The 16,969-nt window shown below is 58.5% G+C and carries 12 protein-coding genes; 6 read left to right on the forward strand and 6 right to left on the reverse strand.

Annotated elements, in window-relative coordinates:
* Positions 1–38: 38 nt before the first annotated feature.
* On the forward strand, positions 39–359 hold the full coding sequence (locus IEV53_RS03735) for a hypothetical protein (protein ID WP_188425475.1): 321 nt from the start codon (positions 39–41) through the stop codon (positions 357–359).
* A 180-nt stretch (positions 360–539) separates the two neighbouring features.
* Here IEV53_RS03735 and IEV53_RS03740 read toward each other — a convergent pair whose 3' ends face one another.
* From IEV53_RS03740 to IEV53_RS03755, 4 genes are all read right to left on the reverse strand, one after another.
* On the reverse strand, positions 540–2,129 hold the full coding sequence (locus IEV53_RS03740; protein WP_188425476.1) for a Hint domain-containing protein: 1,590 nt from the start codon (positions 2,127–2,129) through the stop codon (positions 540–542).
* A 278-nt stretch (positions 2,130–2,407) separates the two neighbouring features.
* A complete protein-coding gene (locus IEV53_RS03745; RefSeq protein WP_188425477.1) occupies positions 2,408–3,439 on the reverse strand; it encodes an Ldh family oxidoreductase in 1,032 nt (343 codons plus the stop codon).
* A gap of 20 nt (positions 3,440–3,459) precedes the next feature.
* The gene (locus IEV53_RS03750) at positions 3,460–4,743 is read right to left on the reverse strand and encodes a cation:dicarboxylate symporter family transporter (protein WP_188425478.1); all 1,284 of its coding nucleotides are present in this window, start codon (positions 4,741–4,743) and stop codon (positions 3,460–3,462) included.
* A gap of 67 nt (positions 4,744–4,810) precedes the next feature.
* Positions 4,811–7,141, reverse strand: a complete 2,331-nt coding sequence (locus IEV53_RS03755) for a TonB-dependent receptor (protein ID WP_229719538.1) — start codon at positions 7,139–7,141, stop codon at positions 4,811–4,813.
* A 176-nt stretch (positions 7,142–7,317) separates the two neighbouring features.
* Between IEV53_RS03755 and IEV53_RS03760 the strand changes: the two genes are divergently transcribed.
* Positions 7,318–8,010: a GntR family transcriptional regulator gene (locus IEV53_RS03760; RefSeq protein ID WP_188425479.1), complete on the forward strand. Its 693-nt coding sequence runs from the start codon at positions 7,318–7,320 to the stop codon at positions 8,008–8,010.
* Positions 8,011–8,070: 60 nt separating this feature from the next.
* Here the strand turns inward: IEV53_RS03760 and IEV53_RS03765 are convergent, their stop codons facing one another.
* Positions 8,071–10,188, reverse strand: a complete 2,118-nt coding sequence (locus IEV53_RS03765) for a TonB-dependent receptor (RefSeq protein WP_188425480.1) — start codon at positions 10,186–10,188, stop codon at positions 8,071–8,073.
* Positions 10,189–10,449: 261 nt separating this feature from the next.
* Here IEV53_RS03765 and hemC point away from each other — a divergent pair, with 261 nt between their 5' ends.
* From hemC to IEV53_RS03785, 4 genes are all read left to right on the forward strand, one after another.
* Complete coding sequence (hemC, locus tag IEV53_RS03770; RefSeq protein WP_188425481.1) at positions 10,450–11,502, forward strand: hydroxymethylbilane synthase; 1,053 nt, start codon at positions 10,450–10,452, stop codon at positions 11,500–11,502.
* Positions 11,503–11,646: 144 nt separating this feature from the next.
* Positions 11,647–13,902 carry a catalase/peroxidase HPI gene (gene katG / locus IEV53_RS03775; RefSeq protein ID WP_188425482.1) on the forward strand — a complete coding sequence of 752 codons (2,256 nt, stop codon included), beginning with the start codon at positions 11,647–11,649 and terminating at the stop codon, positions 13,900–13,902.
* A gap of 60 nt (positions 13,903–13,962) precedes the next feature.
* Positions 13,963–14,400 carry a pseudoazurin gene (locus IEV53_RS03780; RefSeq protein WP_188425483.1) on the forward strand — a complete coding sequence of 146 codons (438 nt, stop codon included), beginning with the start codon at positions 13,963–13,965 and terminating at the stop codon, positions 14,398–14,400.
* Between the two features lie 11 nt (positions 14,401–14,411).
* Positions 14,412–14,999, forward strand: coding sequence for a cytochrome b (locus tag IEV53_RS03785; protein WP_188425484.1), 588 nt, complete (start codon positions 14,412–14,414; stop codon positions 14,997–14,999).
* A gap of 109 nt (positions 15,000–15,108) precedes the next feature.
* On the opposite strand, the gene pgm is transcribed toward IEV53_RS03785, so the two are convergent.
* The gene (pgm, locus tag IEV53_RS03790) at positions 15,109–16,755 is read right to left on the reverse strand and encodes a phosphoglucomutase (alpha-D-glucose-1,6-bisphosphate-dependent) (RefSeq protein WP_188425485.1); all 1,647 of its coding nucleotides are present in this window, start codon (positions 16,753–16,755) and stop codon (positions 15,109–15,111) included.
* Between the last annotated feature and the right edge of the window lie 214 nt (positions 16,756–16,969).

Here is a 16,969-nt window from a genome sequence, read left to right on the forward strand (position 1 = left end):
AAACAAAAAAGAAACATTATGTAACTAGGTTGTCGGATATGGAATTTGATCAAGTTCAATATATTTTTTGGGATAGAACAATTTATAAATTGAATATGCTGTATAAAAATATCTCATATACAAATAATGACGGTATCCTCTCGGTGATAGGAGAATTTCTCTCATCAGATCCGGGAGGCGTTACTATGACGATGCGATACGATAGAGATGCCATGATTGCTGCCCCTGCTTTACAGGAGGCGGGTAAACCTTGGCAAAAAGCGCATGAGCAGGGGGGCACGGGGAATGACAGCCCCTGTTTTCAGATCGGGTCCTGCACCGGTGTCGATTATTGGTCTGGAAAGCGCGCTTCGGCCTGAAGGCGGAGTATTGCGCTGTGCCCTTCCGGGCGTGAAATAGCGGCGTCAGGCCGGTTTGCGTTGATAGATGCTGCGAGCGGAGGTCATTTCCTCTTTTTCGCAGCATTGTCCGACCGGATTGCGGTTCTGAGCCGCGGGCAGGCTTGCCCTGCCGGTAACATTACCGGCAGGGCGCACAGGTCAGGCTGCTGCGCGGCAGTCTGCTGCAGTCATGTCCGATTCAGCCGGGTAAAGACTGGTCGATACGATCTCGATGCTGAGCGTCGAGCTGTCCGAGGTATCGGCGTCGTCGAGCGCGATCCGGGCTGATCCGGCCGTCCAGCGTGTCAGGTCATTTTCAATCGTATGCCAGCCAGAAGCCATCTCCTGTGTCAGATGCGCCCGCAACTGGTGGGTTTCCGTAGCGCAGAAATGCGTCACTTTGCCGACCAGAACGCCCAGTGCGCGGCGATCATCGACAAACGGACCGATCATTTCCGAAGGCTTGCCGGTGCGCGTGACGAGATCGACGAAGGATATTTCGGGCGGCAGAATGAAGATGTGATGCGTGTCGCTGATCCGGTCCGAGAAGATTTTTTCGCCCTTGTCGGTGACCAGATGGATATCGGCTTCTCCTGTCGCTGCGACAACAGGCATTTCGGCGGCTATACCAAGAGCCTGCGCGCGGTCGCAGAGACCACGATAAACCGGTTCAACGAACGCTCTCTCTGTGCGCAGGGGGAGGGCGCTGTCATTGCCCCAGGTTTTCTCCTGCGGAATATGCAGGGTCACGAGGGTGTCTGATCCGGAAATGCTCGTGAAATTCTCTTTAGTGCCCGTATCCAGATAGCTTTCGCAGAGAAGGTTGTTGGCCCTAATGATGGAATGTCGGGCGAGTTCGATATGAAACACCTCATAGGACGGTGTCTGTGTATCGAGCACAATCGACTGTCCGTTCACCAGCATGCGTACAGGCACGAAGGCGTTGTCGATGCACAGGCAATGCTCACCCGTGATCAGAAGATCGGCAGATGGTTCATTCGGCGCAAAGGCGTCTTTTTTGATCCGTACCGGATAGCCCTCTTCGGCAGAGAGAATGGTTCTGCGGCCGGTCCAGATCACCATGCGAGACGTGTCCTGCTGATCGCCGAACACGCGCACCTGGCTACCGATACGCAGATCTTCGACAGCGACGCTGCCCAGAACCGTCTCGATCAGACTGCCCGCCAGAAAGCACTGTGTCACCGCAAAAGAGGCCGTGCCGTTTGGTTCCCCATGAGGGGCGGTAGCATAATTGGAGGTGATCGTTGTGCCAAAAGGAATCGAAAGGGATGCGCCGGGGGAGACATTTGAATAGAACTCCAGCCGGGTTGCCGCGCTACCGCCCGACGCGCCGGTAAGCCCGATGCGATAGGTGCCAGTCGGAAAATCCGACATCATGATTTTCGATGTCTCATTGAAGCCTGAAACAGTCGGGTAAGCAGTCAGGCCAGAGGTGAACTGACCCGCCGCATATTGGAGAATGCTGTAATCACCCGAGAAATTCACCGAGACGCTGTTGCTGGCCATGATGACCTGGCTTTCGACATAGGCATTGCCCTGAATGTTGATCTGGCCAGCTGTGAGATAGGCCGGGCTTGCCCCGAGATCGTTGATGATCAGGACGTGAGAAGCATTTTCAACATTGAGCGTGCCACCTGCCTGCAGAAAGCTCGCCTGCACATAGACAGTATCGTAAGCGTCAGTGACGGTGATGGTATCGTCGGTCTGGATTACACCTTTTTGGGCCATCGTCCGGTTCTCTCTTTTTGATTATTTATATTCGGGAGATTGTGCGAAGGAAAAAGGATTATGCAAACAGATAATACAAACGAATTAAGCAATTAACGTTTTTACAGAAAAAATAATATTGCGTGGTTTAGAATCACAGGAATTAACTCTATCCGGGTCTTTTTTGGGCCGGCGGTGCTGAAGTTACGGTCCTTTGAAGGTCCGTTTCGGACACAGTCAGGCAGATGGCTTTCTGCCCCTTGTCCGGCTCGCCAGGGGGCGAGCCGGTTGCGGTGCGGCTAGAGGCCGAGAAACTGCGCCGTGTCCGGATCGACAGGAATACCGAGTTCCGCGCGTCTGCTCGCTTCTTCCCACTCCTTGTCACCGGGTGCACAGACAGGCACATCGGCTTCAGCCGGGGGAGAATTGCGAAGCACATCGAGATAGCGCTCCATTTCCGCTTCAAAAGCCTCCTGGCCGATGAAGCGGGCCGGGTCGAAGGCCACCATGATGTGACCGACATTTTGTGGCTTCAGGCCTTTTTGCGCCTCGGCAGTCGAGATCATGACGGGGTCAGGGTCAGCTCCGGCCAGAATGGCAGAAAGAATCGTCACCATACCCGCAAGCGCTGCCCCTTTATGGCCATAGGCCATGCCGCCAAGCGGTTGCAGAAACCGTGCCTGCATGGCGTCGAGTGTCGGGTGGCCTTCCTCGTTCAGAGCCACTTCCGGCGGAAGGGGCAGGCCAAGGCTGCGATACAGCTTTACGCGGTTGAAGGGGATGGATGACGTGGCCATGTCGAGCAGCCATGGCTGGCGGTTGCGCACCGGTGCGCCCATGGCAATGGGGTTGGTACCATGAAAGGGCGCACGCCCCCCTGCCAGAGACACGGCGGGGTCTGAATTGCTGAGCACGAGCGAGACGAAACCCTGTTCGGCAGCTGCCAGCGCATAGGCGCCCCCTGCGCCGTAATGGGTGGAATGATGCACGGTCACGGCACCGATTCCGGCATGGCGGGCCAGAGCGACGGCCTCGTTCATGGCACGATAGGAAGAGGCATGGGCAAGGCCATAATCGGCATCGAGTCGCCCAGTCGCCGGGGCTGTCTGTTCGAAGCGGCGCAGCGGGCGCTTGTTCACACCGCCATTGTTGAGCATGTCGACATAATAGCCGATCAGCCTCACGCCGTGGCTGTCTGTCCCGAGGCATGACGCATGCATCAGGGCCCGCACGGTTTCGGCGGCGTCTTCAGGCAAGGCATCTGCGGCAACGAGCCTGGACTGGCAGGCTTCGGCAAGCAGAGCGGCCGGATAGCGTATAGCGTCGTTCATGGAAAATCCGTTTTCAGCGGTTATTGAGAGCCGAGCATCTTCCGTGCCCGTTCGCGGTCGAGTGCGCCCTGCCATGCTGCAAGAACAACAGGCGCAACGCAATTCCCCGCCAGATTGCCGACGGCGCGTGCAATACCGCTGAACCAGTCGACGGCAATCAAAAGAACAAGGCTTGAAAGCGGAATGGAGGGAGCAGCGGCCATGGTGGCGGCCAGTACGACGATGGCAATGCCCGGCACGCCATGCGCCCCTTTCGAAGTGATGAGCGCCGTGGCCAGCATCGAGAGGATCTGTGTGAGGGTGAGTGGCGTGTGCGTTACTTCAGCAAGAAAGACGACGGCAAATCCGAGATAGATCGAGAGCGCATCGAGGTTGAGCGAATAGCCCGCAGGCACGACCAGTCCCACGACCTGACGCGAAATGCCCATCGCCTCGAGTTTGGTCATGATGCTTGGCAGGACGGAGTCGGAACTGGTCGTGGCCGTGACGATCAGGATCTCTTCTCGAAAATAGCGCGCAAAGCGCAGCGGGTTGACGCCGCTAAGCTGAAGCAGCCCGCCAAGAATCACGATGATGAAAACAGCGATGGCGCCGAAATAGAGAATGACGAACAGGGCCAAATGGTCGATGGCATCCAGCCCGTATTCCGCCACCGTGGTCGAGACCGCTCCGAAAACGCCAAGCGGGGCCGTGGCGATGATGACGCGCATCATGCGCGAGAACAGGGAGGAAAAACTTTCGATCAGCTTCGTGATAGGCGCGCCAGCCTCGCCCAGTCGCGACAGGCAGCAGCCCAGAAGAACGGCAAAGAACAGGATCTGGAGAATATTGCCTTCGGCAAAGGCGGCGACAGGCGAACGGGGAATAAGGTTGAGAATGAAGCCCGTGACACCCTGGCCATGCAGGGCATGCGCATTGGCGGCATAACTCGCCACCGCCCGCGCATCTTCGGGGCTGGGCGTATAGCTCATGCCGCGTCCTGGATGGAGCAGCAGCGCGGCCCCGACCGAGAGCAGCAGAACCAGCGTGGTCATGGCCTCGAAATAGATCAGGGCCCGGCTACCCAGCTTGCCCACCGCACCGAGCGACCCTGCGCCGGTAATGCCGCTCACGACAATGCAGAACAGAAGCGGCCCCACGATCATGAGGATGAGGCGAAGAAAAAGATCGGTCAGCCAGCGGCATTGATGGGCAAGATGAGGGGCAAAAAGCCCGATCAGAATCCCGCCTATGGTGGCGATGATGACCTGAATGAAAATGCCGGGGCGATAGCGGGCGGATTTCTTCAGGTCATGGGCGCTCAAATCGGCTCTCCAGTCAGAAAGGCGGGGCCGGATCAGACCCCGCCATAAGGGCGGTCGTGTCGTGCGATCAATAGGTTACGTTGATTTTTGCGCCAACAAAACGGGGCAGGCCGGGAATGACGCCGTAGAAGGTGGCCTGTGTCCCGCCGGACAGCCAGTAGCGGCGGTCGGCAAGGTTCTGGCCATAGACGGTCAGCGACCAGTGTTGCTTGGGTGCGGCGAAGGTCAGGAAGGAGTTGACCAGGAAATAGGCAGGGGCGCGATAGATGCCGCCATCGCCAATATGCTGGGGCTGTGTCTGGGCACCGCGATAATTATAGTCGACATCGAAGGTCATGCGATAATCGCGGAACATGGGCCAGGTATAGACCGCGGCCCCGGACAGGGTGAGATTGGCCAGCCCCATATTATAGCCGTTGTAATTCGTATAAACGGGCGACCAGACACCCGTGGAGGCAAATTGGGCGGTCGTGGCGCTGCGGTTCAGGCTCTGGAACTGGGTGTAGACACCGTTCTGGTAGCCGAAATTCTGCGTGAGCGTCAGGCCATGAAACGGATGCGCCTCAATGTCGAATTCAGCGCCGTAGATATAGGAGCGAGGGGCGTTTACATAGCCACCGAGCACGCCATAGGGGGGCACCAGAATGCTGCCCAGAAGCTGCTGGTCGCGATAGTCATAATAGAAACCGGCCGCGTTGAAGCGCAGGCGACGGTCGAACAGCATCGACTTGAAACCACCCTCATAGGTCAGCACGGATTCAGGCTTGAAGGGGCGAAGCTGGTTGGCGTTTTGCGTGATATTGGCTGAGAAACCGCCGGGCTTGAAGCCTTTCGAGAAGATGGCATAGCCCATGATATTGGGGGTTACCTGATATTGCAGGCCAACACGCCCGCCAAACTGGTTGGTCAGGGCACCGGCGCTGCCGAAATTGGTCTGTGCTGTGGCGAGGCCCGTGTTGAGATTAACGTTGGTGCTCGTCAGGTTGAGCATCTGTCGATCGTCTGATTCGTGATTGATGGCCCCGATCAGCGTGAGCTTGGGCAGGATGCGGTAGCTGAGCTGCACATACTGGTTGAAATTCTGCTGGTTCTGACGATACGAGGTTTCGTTCAGCGGCGTGGTGCCGGGCCGGTCGGAGCTGTCATACCAGAAGCTCTGGGCCATGCGGGCGCGGCTGTAATACATCCCCGTTTCCCAGTGGAAGCGCGCCTTCGGGTCGCGTGATTCCAGCTTGATCTCCTGAGAGAACACATTGGTCTGGTTATTGCGGAACATGTTGCCGTAAGACAGAACCGAGTTGGTCTGGTTGGTCAGTTCGTGTTCATCGACCATTTCATAGGCGCTTTGCGTCCACAGACGCGCCCAGCTGAAGTCTTTAGTATAGCGGATATTCGCGCCCCAGAAGAGATTGTCCTCACGCGGCTTCGGGTTATTGGCATTGATGCCGATAATTTTGGCAAAGCGCGGGTCCAGGCCCCAGGCGGTCTGATAGATGTCGTTCGTGACCGGCACGCCATAGGCATTGTAGAGATTATGCCCTGATGACGATTCAGACTGGTCGGTCGTCCAGTGGCCGCCAATATCAAGGCGTGAGGTCTCGTCGATCTGCCAGCGCAGCTTGCCACGCAATGCGCCGATATTGCTGTTGCCATAACCGACGCCCTGGCCGTTATGCTGGAAACCGCCTCCCGTGAGCGATTGCCCTGCAATACGATAGGAGACGCTGCGTGAGAGTGGGCCGGAGACGAAACCTTCGACACGATTGCGGCCGTAGCTCGCGATATCCTCGGTCAGGCCTGCGTGGAATGTCTGTGTCGGATCGCCCGTGTGAAAATTGATCTCGCCGCCCGTGGTTGACTGACCATGGGTAAAGCCCGAGGCACCGGGAGCGACCGAGATATCATCCATATCGAACAGCATGCCGGTGGTCATGATGCTGACCGGATAGGCGACACCATCGACATAAGGCATGACCGACGGTGTGTTGTTCTGGGTAAAATCCATCAGCCCGACGCCGCGCAGGGCAAAATTGAGAGCGGCGCTGCCAAAGCTCGGCTGAATGGTCAGGTTGGGGGCGACGCGCACGATATCGGTCAACTGCCGAACGTTGCGATTCTGCAACTCCTGACGCGACAGGATGGTTTCGGAATGGGCGTTGTGCTGGCCGGCGCTGGTTACGCCGCGACGGGCGGCAACCTGAACCGTTTCGCTGCCGCCATTGAGCGGCGCATGAGAGCGGGCCTTGCCATGTGTCGCGGTCTTTGTGTGCGTGGATGCAGGGGCGGCCTGTGCCGTAACACCAGCCAGAAGAAACGGCGACGCCACAATGGTGGAAACGAGCAGAATTGTCCGACAGGACATCATGCGCGAGGGGCGATGGCTCTTCATGGGGGACATGGGCGGCTCCGACATCGGTATTTCCCGTATGGGCAAGACTTGTATACTAACTAGAATACAAACTGGAACAGTTCCACAACGAAATGAAAAATTTGTGAAAACTGCGTCTGACTGTTGCTGGTCCGATACGATGTAACCCGCTTGCCTTGGGTCTTTCCCCAGCGCATAAAACACTCATGCAGCATCAGAAACTCGACCCGGAACGTGCCAGCGGCCTCGTGATCGAGGAGCGTATCATTCACGCCGTGCTTTCAGGCCGAATCGCCCCAGGCGAGCGCTTTGGCGAGAAAGAGGTCGGCGAGATCTTCGGGGTGTCGCGCACGCTGGTGCGCGAGGCGATGATACGCCTCAGTAGCCGAGGGCTGGTCGATGTCTCACCGCGTCGCGGCTGGTTCGTCATCGAGCCGACCGTGGCTGAGGCGCGTGAAATCATCGAGGCCAGACGTGCGGTCGAGACAGGGCTGATCATGGATCACGCCCTCGTCTCGCCAGAAGCCATAGCGCGGTTGCGGGCGCATCACGAGGCCCAGCAAGGGGCTATTGCCGGACAGGATCTGGCGAGGCGCTCCTATCTGCTCGGCCATTTTCATGTGCATATGGCCAATGTGCTGGGGAATTCGGTTCTGGCCGATATTCTGGAAAATCTGACGGCGCGCACCGTGCTGATTTCTGCCCTGTATCAATCCGAAGAAGACGCCCAGCATTCCTGCAACGATCATGGCGAGTTGATTTCGGCCATGGAGCGCGGGGATAGGGAAGAGGCCATACGCATCACGCAGGACCATCTGGTGCATCTCGAAAAAGCCCTGCGCAATCGCGCAAGAAGCAATCGCCATACCGGGTTGAGTGGCGCACTGGCCGAGTCATGACCAACCCCGCCCTGTCATGCCAGGGCGGGCAGGATCAGGGCGAGCGGTGTCAGCGACGGGTCAGAGCCGTCCGTCGATTGTAAAGCCGAAGGCGCGCGGCTGGCCGATCTGGGCCTGAAGGCCAGCCCAGTTGGTGCGGCCACTGAACAGGATGTTCTCGTTGGTCAGGTTCTTGCTGTAGAACCGTATCGTATAATGGCGTGTGCGATAGCCTATATGGGCATTGAGCACATTGTAGTCTCCCGCTACCAGCCCCGTGCCGCTTTCCACCTGCGAGGTATAGCTGCCGACGCGGTTGAAATTCGCCCCCATGAACAGGCCATTTCTGAAGCTTTTTTCGACACCGATATTGAGTGTTGCCGAGGGGGCATTGCTGAATTTCTTACCTTCGACTGAACGATAGGCTGCAGGGGCATCAAGAATCTTGGTGTCCAGAAGGCCAAGTCCGCCGAAAAACTCGAGGGTTTTCGTGGCATGGTAAATCGCCTCGAGCTCGAGGCCCAGACTGCGCCCATGCGGGATATTGACGAAGGTATAGTTCAGCAGATCCTGATAATCGTGATAGTCATTGTAAAACAGATTGGTGTTCAGGCTCAGCTTGCGGTCCAGCAGTTCGGTATGGCCGCCAAGCTCATAGGTCGTCACCGTTTCCTTCCCGTACTGATAATAGGTGCCGTTATCCCAGTCGATGGCCCCGCCGCCCGGGTTATAGCCGCGTCGTACGGTAAAACTTGCGCTCGTTACCGGGGTGAAGCTGTAGCTCAACCCACCTTTTGGCAGGAACATGGTCGTGCCGGCATTGAGCGCGACCTTGCCCCATGAGAGGGCAACATTGCGTGCCTGTTCTTCTCGTTCGACGCGCGCGCCCGCAATCAGGCTCAGCCCGCCGACAAGATGAAGTGTGCCGTCGACATAGCCTGCATAGGTGCGTTCGGCGTCAGGGCCATTCACGCCCATATCCGATCGGATATTCTGGTCGCGGTTGAAATAATAGAACCCGGCGACACCATTGAAACGACTCTGCGCCGGGGCAAGAACGAGCCTGTCCTCGACCGTATTGTTCTGCTCGCGCAAGGCCAGATGGCCAAGGCTGTTGGCGCTGCCGATAGCGTTACCCTGATGGAACAGCGCGTCATACCAGACATGGCCATAGGTCAGTTCATTGGTCAGGGAAGGAGAGATCCGGTAACTGGCGCGCAGGCTTGCCTGATCGATGCTCGAATCCGAGATGCGCGTGTTCATATCCGCATTATCGAAGCGATAGCGAAACAGGTCGGGTCCCGTAGCGGTGTAGAGATATTCGCCGTGCTGTTCGCGGTGCCAGCCCATGAGCGTGACCTTGAGAGCAGGCAGGATCTTCGGTGTCCAGAGCAGCTTGCCGCGTATCGAGGTCTGGCTCACTTCATGCGGATTGAACGGCCAACCGCTTCCCGGATAGCGGATGTAGCTGTCGCCGCGCACGCCGTCTGTCGTGAGGCGAAAAGCCAGCTCATCCTTGATGATCGGGCCGGATAGCAGCCCGGCAAAAACACCTTTGCTGCCTGCGCTTTCATAACCGCCCCTGACGCCAGCCTGCCAGTACTGCGTCGGTGCTTTGGAATTCAGCGTGATGGCGCCTCCTATGGCGTTTCGGCCCTGTGTCGTGGCCTGAGGGCCGCGCAGCACGCTCACCTGATCCATATCCCAGGTTCCGGCATCGACATAACGCTGGCCTGAATAGGTTTCGGGCAGGCCATCGATAATGGTCGCCGTTCTGGGGCGACTGCCTGACATCAGGCTGAAAATACCACCTGCCGCGCCAGAGCCCGTCACGCCACGTATTGTCGGGATGTCGGCAGCATTGCCGATCATGTTGGGCACGCGATTGACCACGTCATAAAGCGACCGGTATTCGCTTGCGTCGAGATGACGCAGGACCGTTACGGCGCTGTTCGTGTTCTTCAGGTGGTCGAGCTTGTCGCCAACAACCACGATCGTCTCGGTCGGGTTTCCACTGTCATTATTGCGTGGCGCTTCCTTTTTACTGCCTTGCTGCGAGGTGGAAGCCGTTTTCCTGTTCTCTTCTTCGGCCTGCGCCGTATCGGGAAGACAGAGAGCGCCACTCACCAGGGCGAGCAGCAGGGTGCCGGCTATCGGGATATTCCGGCCTCGTGACAGAACAGCAGGACAGGGGGGCATTGAAGAGGGGCCTTTCACTTATTTTATTAATAATGATAATGAGAATCATTATTAATAAAAGGTATTAGCCCTTTCCATGCCTGCAGATCTGTCAATTTGGCATAACTTGTTGCGAAGAAGACACGAGGCAGGAACCGGCACAGAAGGAGGTAGCAGCCCGTGTCCGGTGGCGGACAGGCGCGGTATTGACAGGTAATTCCTGTTACTGATCGTAGGACAAACAATTACACCTTGAATTACCGGGGCAGTAAGGCTGGGCGCATGACGATCCTGCCCGCCTCCTCCCTGATGACCGATCTGAATTTCGCCGCGACCCTGTCGTCTCGGCCACTGCCGCATCCGGTCTTCGGGCGTGATCTTCGGGTAGGCACCCGCGCATCGCCTCTGGCGCTTGTTCAGGCACGCAGCTTCATGGCGCAGCTGGGCGAGACTTTTCCGCTTCTGGAAATATTCGGCTCCCTGCAGGAGTGCCGAATCTCGACGAAAGGCGACCGTGATCAGGTCAGGCGACTGGCCGAAATCGGAGGGAAGGGGCTTTTCTCGAAAGAGATCCACGAAGCCCTGCGTGCTGGCGAGATCGATTTTGCCGTTCACAGCCTCAAGGATCTGGAAACCTTTTTGCCCGATGATCTGGTGCTGGACTGCACGCTCAGGCGTGAAGACCCGCGTGATGCTCTTGTGCTGCGCGATCGCAATGCCGTGCAGCCTGGTCAGGACCCGCTGGATTGCCTGCCGAAAGGAGCCGTTATCGGATGTGCCTCTGTCAGACGTCAGGCGCAGATTCTCGCCAGAAGACCCGATCTGCGATTCTGCCTCATAAGAGGCAATGTGCAGACGCGGCTGCGTAAGCTGGAAGAGGGGGCATGCGATGCCACGTTGCTGGCTCTTGCCGGGCTGAACCGTCTGGGCATGGCCGCGCGGGCTGATGTGGTTTTCGAGCCTGATGACATGCTCCCCGCCTGCGGGCAGGGCATTATCGGTATCACCCTGCGCCGCCGCGACACCGGGCTGCGCAAGCTCATGACGGCAATCGAAGATCCGGCAACCCGTCTGGCTGCAACGGCAGAGCGCGCCTTGCTCGAGGCGCTGGACGGGTCATGCCGCACGCCCATCGGCGGCTTTGCCAGGCTCGAGAACGGGCGTCTGGTGCTGCACGGGCTGATCGCTGCCGAAGATGGCAGCGTCGTGGTGCGGCGAGAGATTGCCGGTCTGCCGGAAGAGGCGTCGGCGCTCGGGGCCGAAATGGGCGCCATGCTGCGCCGGGACACGCCAGCCGCTGTTTTCTCCCGGCTGATCGGTCAGCCGGGGTGGTAGGACGCCGCTGTGAAGTGGGGTTTTTCCTATAAGAGATATAATTACAATCGGTTTGATAAATAACAATACTGAAAATAAACCGGGAACCACAATAATGATCCTCAAAATCAGGAGGATCATAGAGAATACTCAGGGAGTAATGAAATGAAGCTTCTGAAGTTCGGGATGGCAGCGCTGATCGCTTCCACCACATTGACCACGCTGCCTTCTTCAGCCCGTGCAGACGGCATCGAGAAGCCCCATGAGTTCTATTGGCCGACCCGCCTCAGCCTGGCACCGCTGCGTCTGCATGCAGCAGAATCGAACCCCTATGGCGGCGATTTCGATTATCCGCGTGCTTTCCAGAAGCTGGATCTGAATGCGGTCAAGGCTGATATCCGCAAAACACTTACCCAGTCGCAGCCCTGGTGGCCTGCAGACTACGGCACCTATGCGCCGTTCTTCGTGCGTATGGCCTGGCATGCCGCTGGCACCTATCGCGCCATGGATGGTCGCGGCGGTGAGGAAGGTGGCGAGCAGCGCTTCGAGCAGCTGAACAGCTGGCCCGACAATGCAAGCCTGGACAAGGCGCGTCGTCTGCTCTGGCCGGTAAAGAAGAAATATGGTCGTGACCTGTCCTGGGGCGATCTGATGGTGCTGACGGGTAACGTCGCCCTCGAATCCATGGGCTTCAAGACACTCGGTTTTGCCGGTGGTCGTGCCGATGACTGGGAATCAGAGCTAGTCTACTGGGGCCCCGGCACCCAGTTCGGCGCATCGAACGTGGACTCGCAGATCAAGAAGTCCAGCGTCGAGCCCGGCGGTCATCTCCCCAAGCCTCTGGCCTCCACCACCAAGGGCCTGATTTACGTCAACCCGGAAGGCCCGAACGGCGTGCCTGACCCGGCAGCGGCTGCCCAGATGATCCGCCTCGCTTTCGGCCGTATGGCCATGAATGATGAAGAGACTGTGGCGCTGATCGCTGGTGGCCATACCTTCGGCAAGGCTCATGGTGCCGCTTCGGCCACGAAATGCGTCGGTGTTGCGCCGGCTGCCGCACCGGTCGAGCAGCAGGGCCTCGGCTGGGCCAATCACTGCGTGCAGGGCAAGCTGAAGGCGACCGACGCCATCACCAGCGGTCTTGAAGGCGCGTGGTCGGCTGATCCGATCCACTTCACCTCGCAGTATCTCGACAATCTGCTGGGCCATGAGTGGGTCAAGACCAAGAGCCCCGCTGGTGCCATCCAGTGGATGCCCAAGGATGCGGAAAACATCGTGCCGGACGCCAGCGATCCGAACAAGGCGCATCCGCTCATGATGTTCACGACCGATATCGCGCTCAAGACCGATCCGTCCTATCACGAGATCATCACACGCTGGGCGGCTCATCCCGAGCAGTTTGCCGATGCTTTTGCCCATGCCTGGTTCAAGCTGACGCATCGTGATCTGGGGCCGAAATCGCGTTACTTCGGGCCTGAAGTCCCGGTTGCCGATTTCCTGTGGCAGGACCCGCTTCCCGCTGCGCAGGGGGCAACGATCAATCAGGCTGATATCCGCGAGCTGAAGAAAGCCATCGCCTCTTCGGGTATCTCCGAGCGTGACCTGATCAAGACCGCCTGGGCTTCTGCCGCGTCGTTCCGCACGTCCGACCATCGTGGGGGTGCCAATGGTGCCCGTATCCGTCTGGCACCCGAGAATGACTGGGCTGTCAATGATCCGGCCGATCTGAAAATCGTTCTGCCGAAGCTCGAGGCCGTGCAGAAGCACTTCAACAGTGCCAACCACCATGGTCGCAAGGTCTCGCTGGCCGATGTGATCGTGCTGGCCGGCAATGTCGGTGTCGAACAGGCCGCGAAGAAGGCTGGTGTCAGCCTCGACCTGCCTTTCGCACCGGGTCGTGTGGATGCCGGGCCGGAGCAGACCGACAAGCAGAGCTTTGCCCTGCTGGAGCTGAGCGCCGATGCTTTCCGCAACTACTATCGTGCGGAGCAGGATGAGAAGTCTCCTACTGAGATGCTGGTCGACCGTGCGGGTAATCTCGATCTGACAGTGCCTGAAATGACGGTGCTGCTGGGTGGTCTGCGTGTGCTGGATATCAACACGGCGCATTCAGAGCAGGGTGTTCTGACGACCCGCCCCGGCGCACTGAGCAACGACTTCTTTGTCAACCTGCTCGACATGTCGACGCGTTGGGAGAAGTCGGCTTCTCAGCCTGGTGTCTATGACGGGTTCGATCGCGAGACGAACAAGCAGCGCTGGACGGCCTCGTCTGTCGATCTGGTCTTCGGTGCCAGCTCCGAATTGCGGGCCGTGGCTGAAGTCTATGCGTCTGATGATGCACAGGCCAAGTTCGTGACCGATTTCGCCAAGGCCTGGACCAAGGTGATGACGCTCGATCGCTTCGATCTGCACCGCAACTGAGCTTCTGACGAAGCAGATTCACGCCAGCGCCACGGTGCTGGCGGGTCAGGAGAGTAGACCATGTCCAGAATGATACGTGCTCTGGCGCTCTGCGCCGCCATGATGCCTCTCGCCGCTCAGGCTGCGACGGTAGAAGTGAAGATGCTGTCTCACGCTGCCAATGGTGGCCGGGGCTTCGAACCCGCCATCGTGCATATCCAGCCCGGCGATACGGTGCATTTCATTGCCAGCGATCCGGGGCATAACGCCCAGTCCATTACCGGCATGATCCCCGATGGGGCCACCCCGTTTGCCGGTCAGATGGGGCATGATCTCAGCGTGACGTTCTCCAAGCCGGGTCTCTACGGTTATAAATGCCTGCCGCATTATTTCCTGGGCATGGTCGGGATGGTCGTGGTGGACAAGCCGGTGAATGAGGCCGCAGCCAAGGCCGTTTCACAACCGGGTGCGGCGAAGATCCGCTTTGATCAGCTTTTCGCTCAGCTCGATCACTCCTGAGAGCGGATGCCATGGCCGGGTCTGATACAAGCACAGGGACACAGCGCTATACGCGTGTAGCAAGCCTGCTGCATTGGCTGATTGCCGCTCTTTTTCTAGTACAGATCGGCCTTGGCCTGACGATGGATCACGTGACTCTTGATGACATGGTCACGTTTTCCTTGTTCCAGACCCATCGGGCTCTGGGCATGATCACCCTGGTTCTGGTGGTGCTGCGGGTGGTCTGGCGTCTGCGTCATAAGCCGCCTGTTCTGCCAGCCTCAGAAACGGTATTGATGCGCCATATCGCCTCGATGACTCATGCTCTGCTCTATGCCGGGCAGATTCTGTCGCCGCTCAGCGGGTGGGCGCTGGCATCAGCTTCATCGCTGGCTCTGCCACTCAGCATGTTCGGTCTGTTTGACTGGCCGCTTCTGCCATTATCGGCGGATGGTCGCTTCGAAGACCCGCTGCGTCTCGTCCATCACTGGGCCGGGTGGGGTTTTGCCGCCCTCATAGCCCTGCATATCGGTGCTGCCCTCTGGCACGGTGTTGTCATGCGCGACGGGCTGGTCTGGAGAATAATCCCCCTTTCCCGCCCCGCGTCCAAACCGCAGTAAAATCCGTTAAGGCCGGATTTTCCGTCCTGCGGGGCGTCCGGACAACAGGGATGGTGTCCGGGCCGGTTTTTTTGAAACCCTCTCCCGAAAAGGAGAGGGTTTCATGTTTTCAGGCGTTGAACAGGGCCGAGATAGCGGTCTGGGCATCCTGCTGGATCTGTTTCAGATGGGCCTCGCTGACGAAGCTTTCTGCATAGATCTTGTAGACATCTTCCGTGCCTGAGGGGCGGGCTGCAAACCAGCCATTATCGGTCGTGACCTTCAGGCCGCCAATAGCGGCGTCATTGCCCGGTGCGCGGGTCAGGGTTGCCGTCACGGCGTCGCCTGCCAGATGCGTCATGGAAAGCTTTTCCGGGGTGAGCTTCGACAGAATGGCTTTCTGCTCTGCATTCGCAGCCGCATCGATGCGCTGATAGAAAGGCGCCCCCAGTTCGGCGGTCAGGGCATGGTAGTGCTCTGCCGGGGTCTTGCCGGTTACGGCGGTGATTTCTGCGGCCAGAAGACCCAGAATCAGACCATCCTTGTCAGTCGACCATACGCCACCGTCACGACGCAGGAAGGATGCGCCCGCGCTCTCTTCGCCACCGAAACCGAGCGTGCCGTCATACAGCCCGTCGACAAACCATTTGAATCCGACAGGGACTTCAACCACTTCGCGGCCGATCTTTTTCGCGACGCGGTCGATCAGCGCCGAGCTGACCAGCGTCTTGCCGATCTTCGCGTTCGCTCCCCAGCCCTTGCGCTGGGTAAAGAGATACCAGATTGCGACGGCGAGATAATGGTTTGGGTTCATCAGCCCGTCGGGGCGCGAGACGATACCGTGACGATCGGCATCCGTATCGGTGGCGAAGGCGACATCGAATTGCGAGCCCATGCCAATCAGACGGGCCATGGCATAGGGTGAGGAACAGTCCATACGGATCTGCCCGTCCCAGTCTGCGGTCATGAACCCGAATGCCGGATCGAGCTCCATGCTGACGATCGTGGCCTTGAGGTCGTAACGCGCGATGATGGCAGGCCAGTAATCCAGCGCCGCGCCACCCAGCGGATCGATACCGATGCGGATGGTCGAATTGCGGATGGCCTCCATGTCGATGACCGCGCCCAGATCATCGACATAAGGCGTGATGAAATCATGGCCGCGTACACAATCGGCCTTGCGGGCCTCTTCGTAAGGCAGACGATGCACGTCCTTGAGACCGGCAGTCAGAAAGGCATTGGCCTGATCCTGAATGACCTTGGTGATGTCGGTATCAGCCGGACCACCATGGGGCGGGTTGTATTTGAAGCCGCCATCGACCGGCGGGTTGTGCGAAGGCGTAATCACCACGCCATCGGCCAGCCCCTCGCTGCGTCCCTTGTTGTAGGTCAGGATGGCATGGGAAACGACCGGGGTAGGGGTGAAGCGGCTGTTGCAGTCGATACGCACTTCGACGCCATGGGCGGCGAATACTTCGATGGCCGAACGCTGTGCCGGGTCTGACAGGGCATGGGAGTCGATGCCGATGAAAAGCGGCCCCGTAATTCCCTTGTCCTTGCGATAGCGGCAGATCGCTTCTGAGATGGCGAGGATATGGTTCTCGTTGAAGCTCGTATGCAGTGACGACCCGCGATGACCGGAGGTGCCGAATGACACGCGTTGGCCCGCAATCGCCGGGTCTGGCTTGCGATTGTAATAGGCCCCGATGAGTGCCGGTATGTCGGCGAGGGCGGAGGGATCCAGCGTCTTGCCGGCGAGGGGGCTGACAGCAGTCATGAGTCTTCGGGTCCTTGATCTTGCAGGCGGTCCTGATGGCGCAAGGTGACACCGCCCGATGGCGCCGAGTCAATGCGTCGGAATACTTTCATGAACACATCACATGGCCGTTATGCGGCATGGAAGTGACGGCCCGGCTCATAATCCCGGGCTGACAATAACTTGATACAAAACTCATCTCGTCCGGATTACGGTGCCAGACGTTCCCGCCGCG

It is taken from the genome of Asaia siamensis, assembly GCF_014635085.1.
GTDB lineage: Bacteria > Pseudomonadota > Alphaproteobacteria > Acetobacterales > Acetobacteraceae > Asaia > Asaia siamensis.

Bases quoted from the DNA above. Each gene is read 5' to 3' on its own strand.
- IEV53_RS03785 (WP_188425484.1), top strand. From the start codon at position 14,412: ATGGCCGGGTCTGATACAAGCACAGGGACACAGCGCTATACGCGTGTA.
- IEV53_RS03755 (WP_229719538.1), bottom strand. From the start codon at position 7,141: ATGTCCCCCATGAAGAGCCATCGCCCCTCGCGCATGATGTCCTGTCGG.
- IEV53_RS03760 (WP_188425479.1), top strand. From the start codon at position 7,318: ATGCAGCATCAGAAACTCGACCCGGAACGTGCCAGCGGCCTCGTGATC.
- IEV53_RS03765 (WP_188425480.1), bottom strand. From the start codon at position 10,188: ATGCCCCCCTGTCCTGCTGTTCTGTCACGAGGCCGGAATATCCCGATA.
- IEV53_RS03780 (WP_188425483.1), top strand. From the start codon at position 13,963: ATGTCCAGAATGATACGTGCTCTGGCGCTCTGCGCCGCCATGATGCCT.
- pgm (WP_188425485.1), bottom strand. From the start codon at position 16,755: ATGACTGCTGTCAGCCCCCTCGCCGGCAAGACGCTGGATCCCTCCGCC.
- IEV53_RS03745 (WP_188425477.1), bottom strand. From the start codon at position 3,439: ATGAACGACGCTATACGCTATCCGGCCGCTCTGCTTGCCGAAGCCTGC.
- hemC (WP_188425481.1), top strand. From the start codon at position 10,450: ATGACGATCCTGCCCGCCTCCTCCCTGATGACCGATCTGAATTTCGCC.
- IEV53_RS03735 (WP_188425475.1), top strand. From the start codon at position 39: ATGGAATTTGATCAAGTTCAATATATTTTTTGGGATAGAACAATTTAT.
- IEV53_RS03740 (WP_188425476.1), bottom strand. From the start codon at position 2,129: ATGGCCCAAAAAGGTGTAATCCAGACCGACGATACCATCACCGTCACT.
- katG (WP_188425482.1), top strand. From the start codon at position 11,647: ATGAAGCTTCTGAAGTTCGGGATGGCAGCGCTGATCGCTTCCACCACA.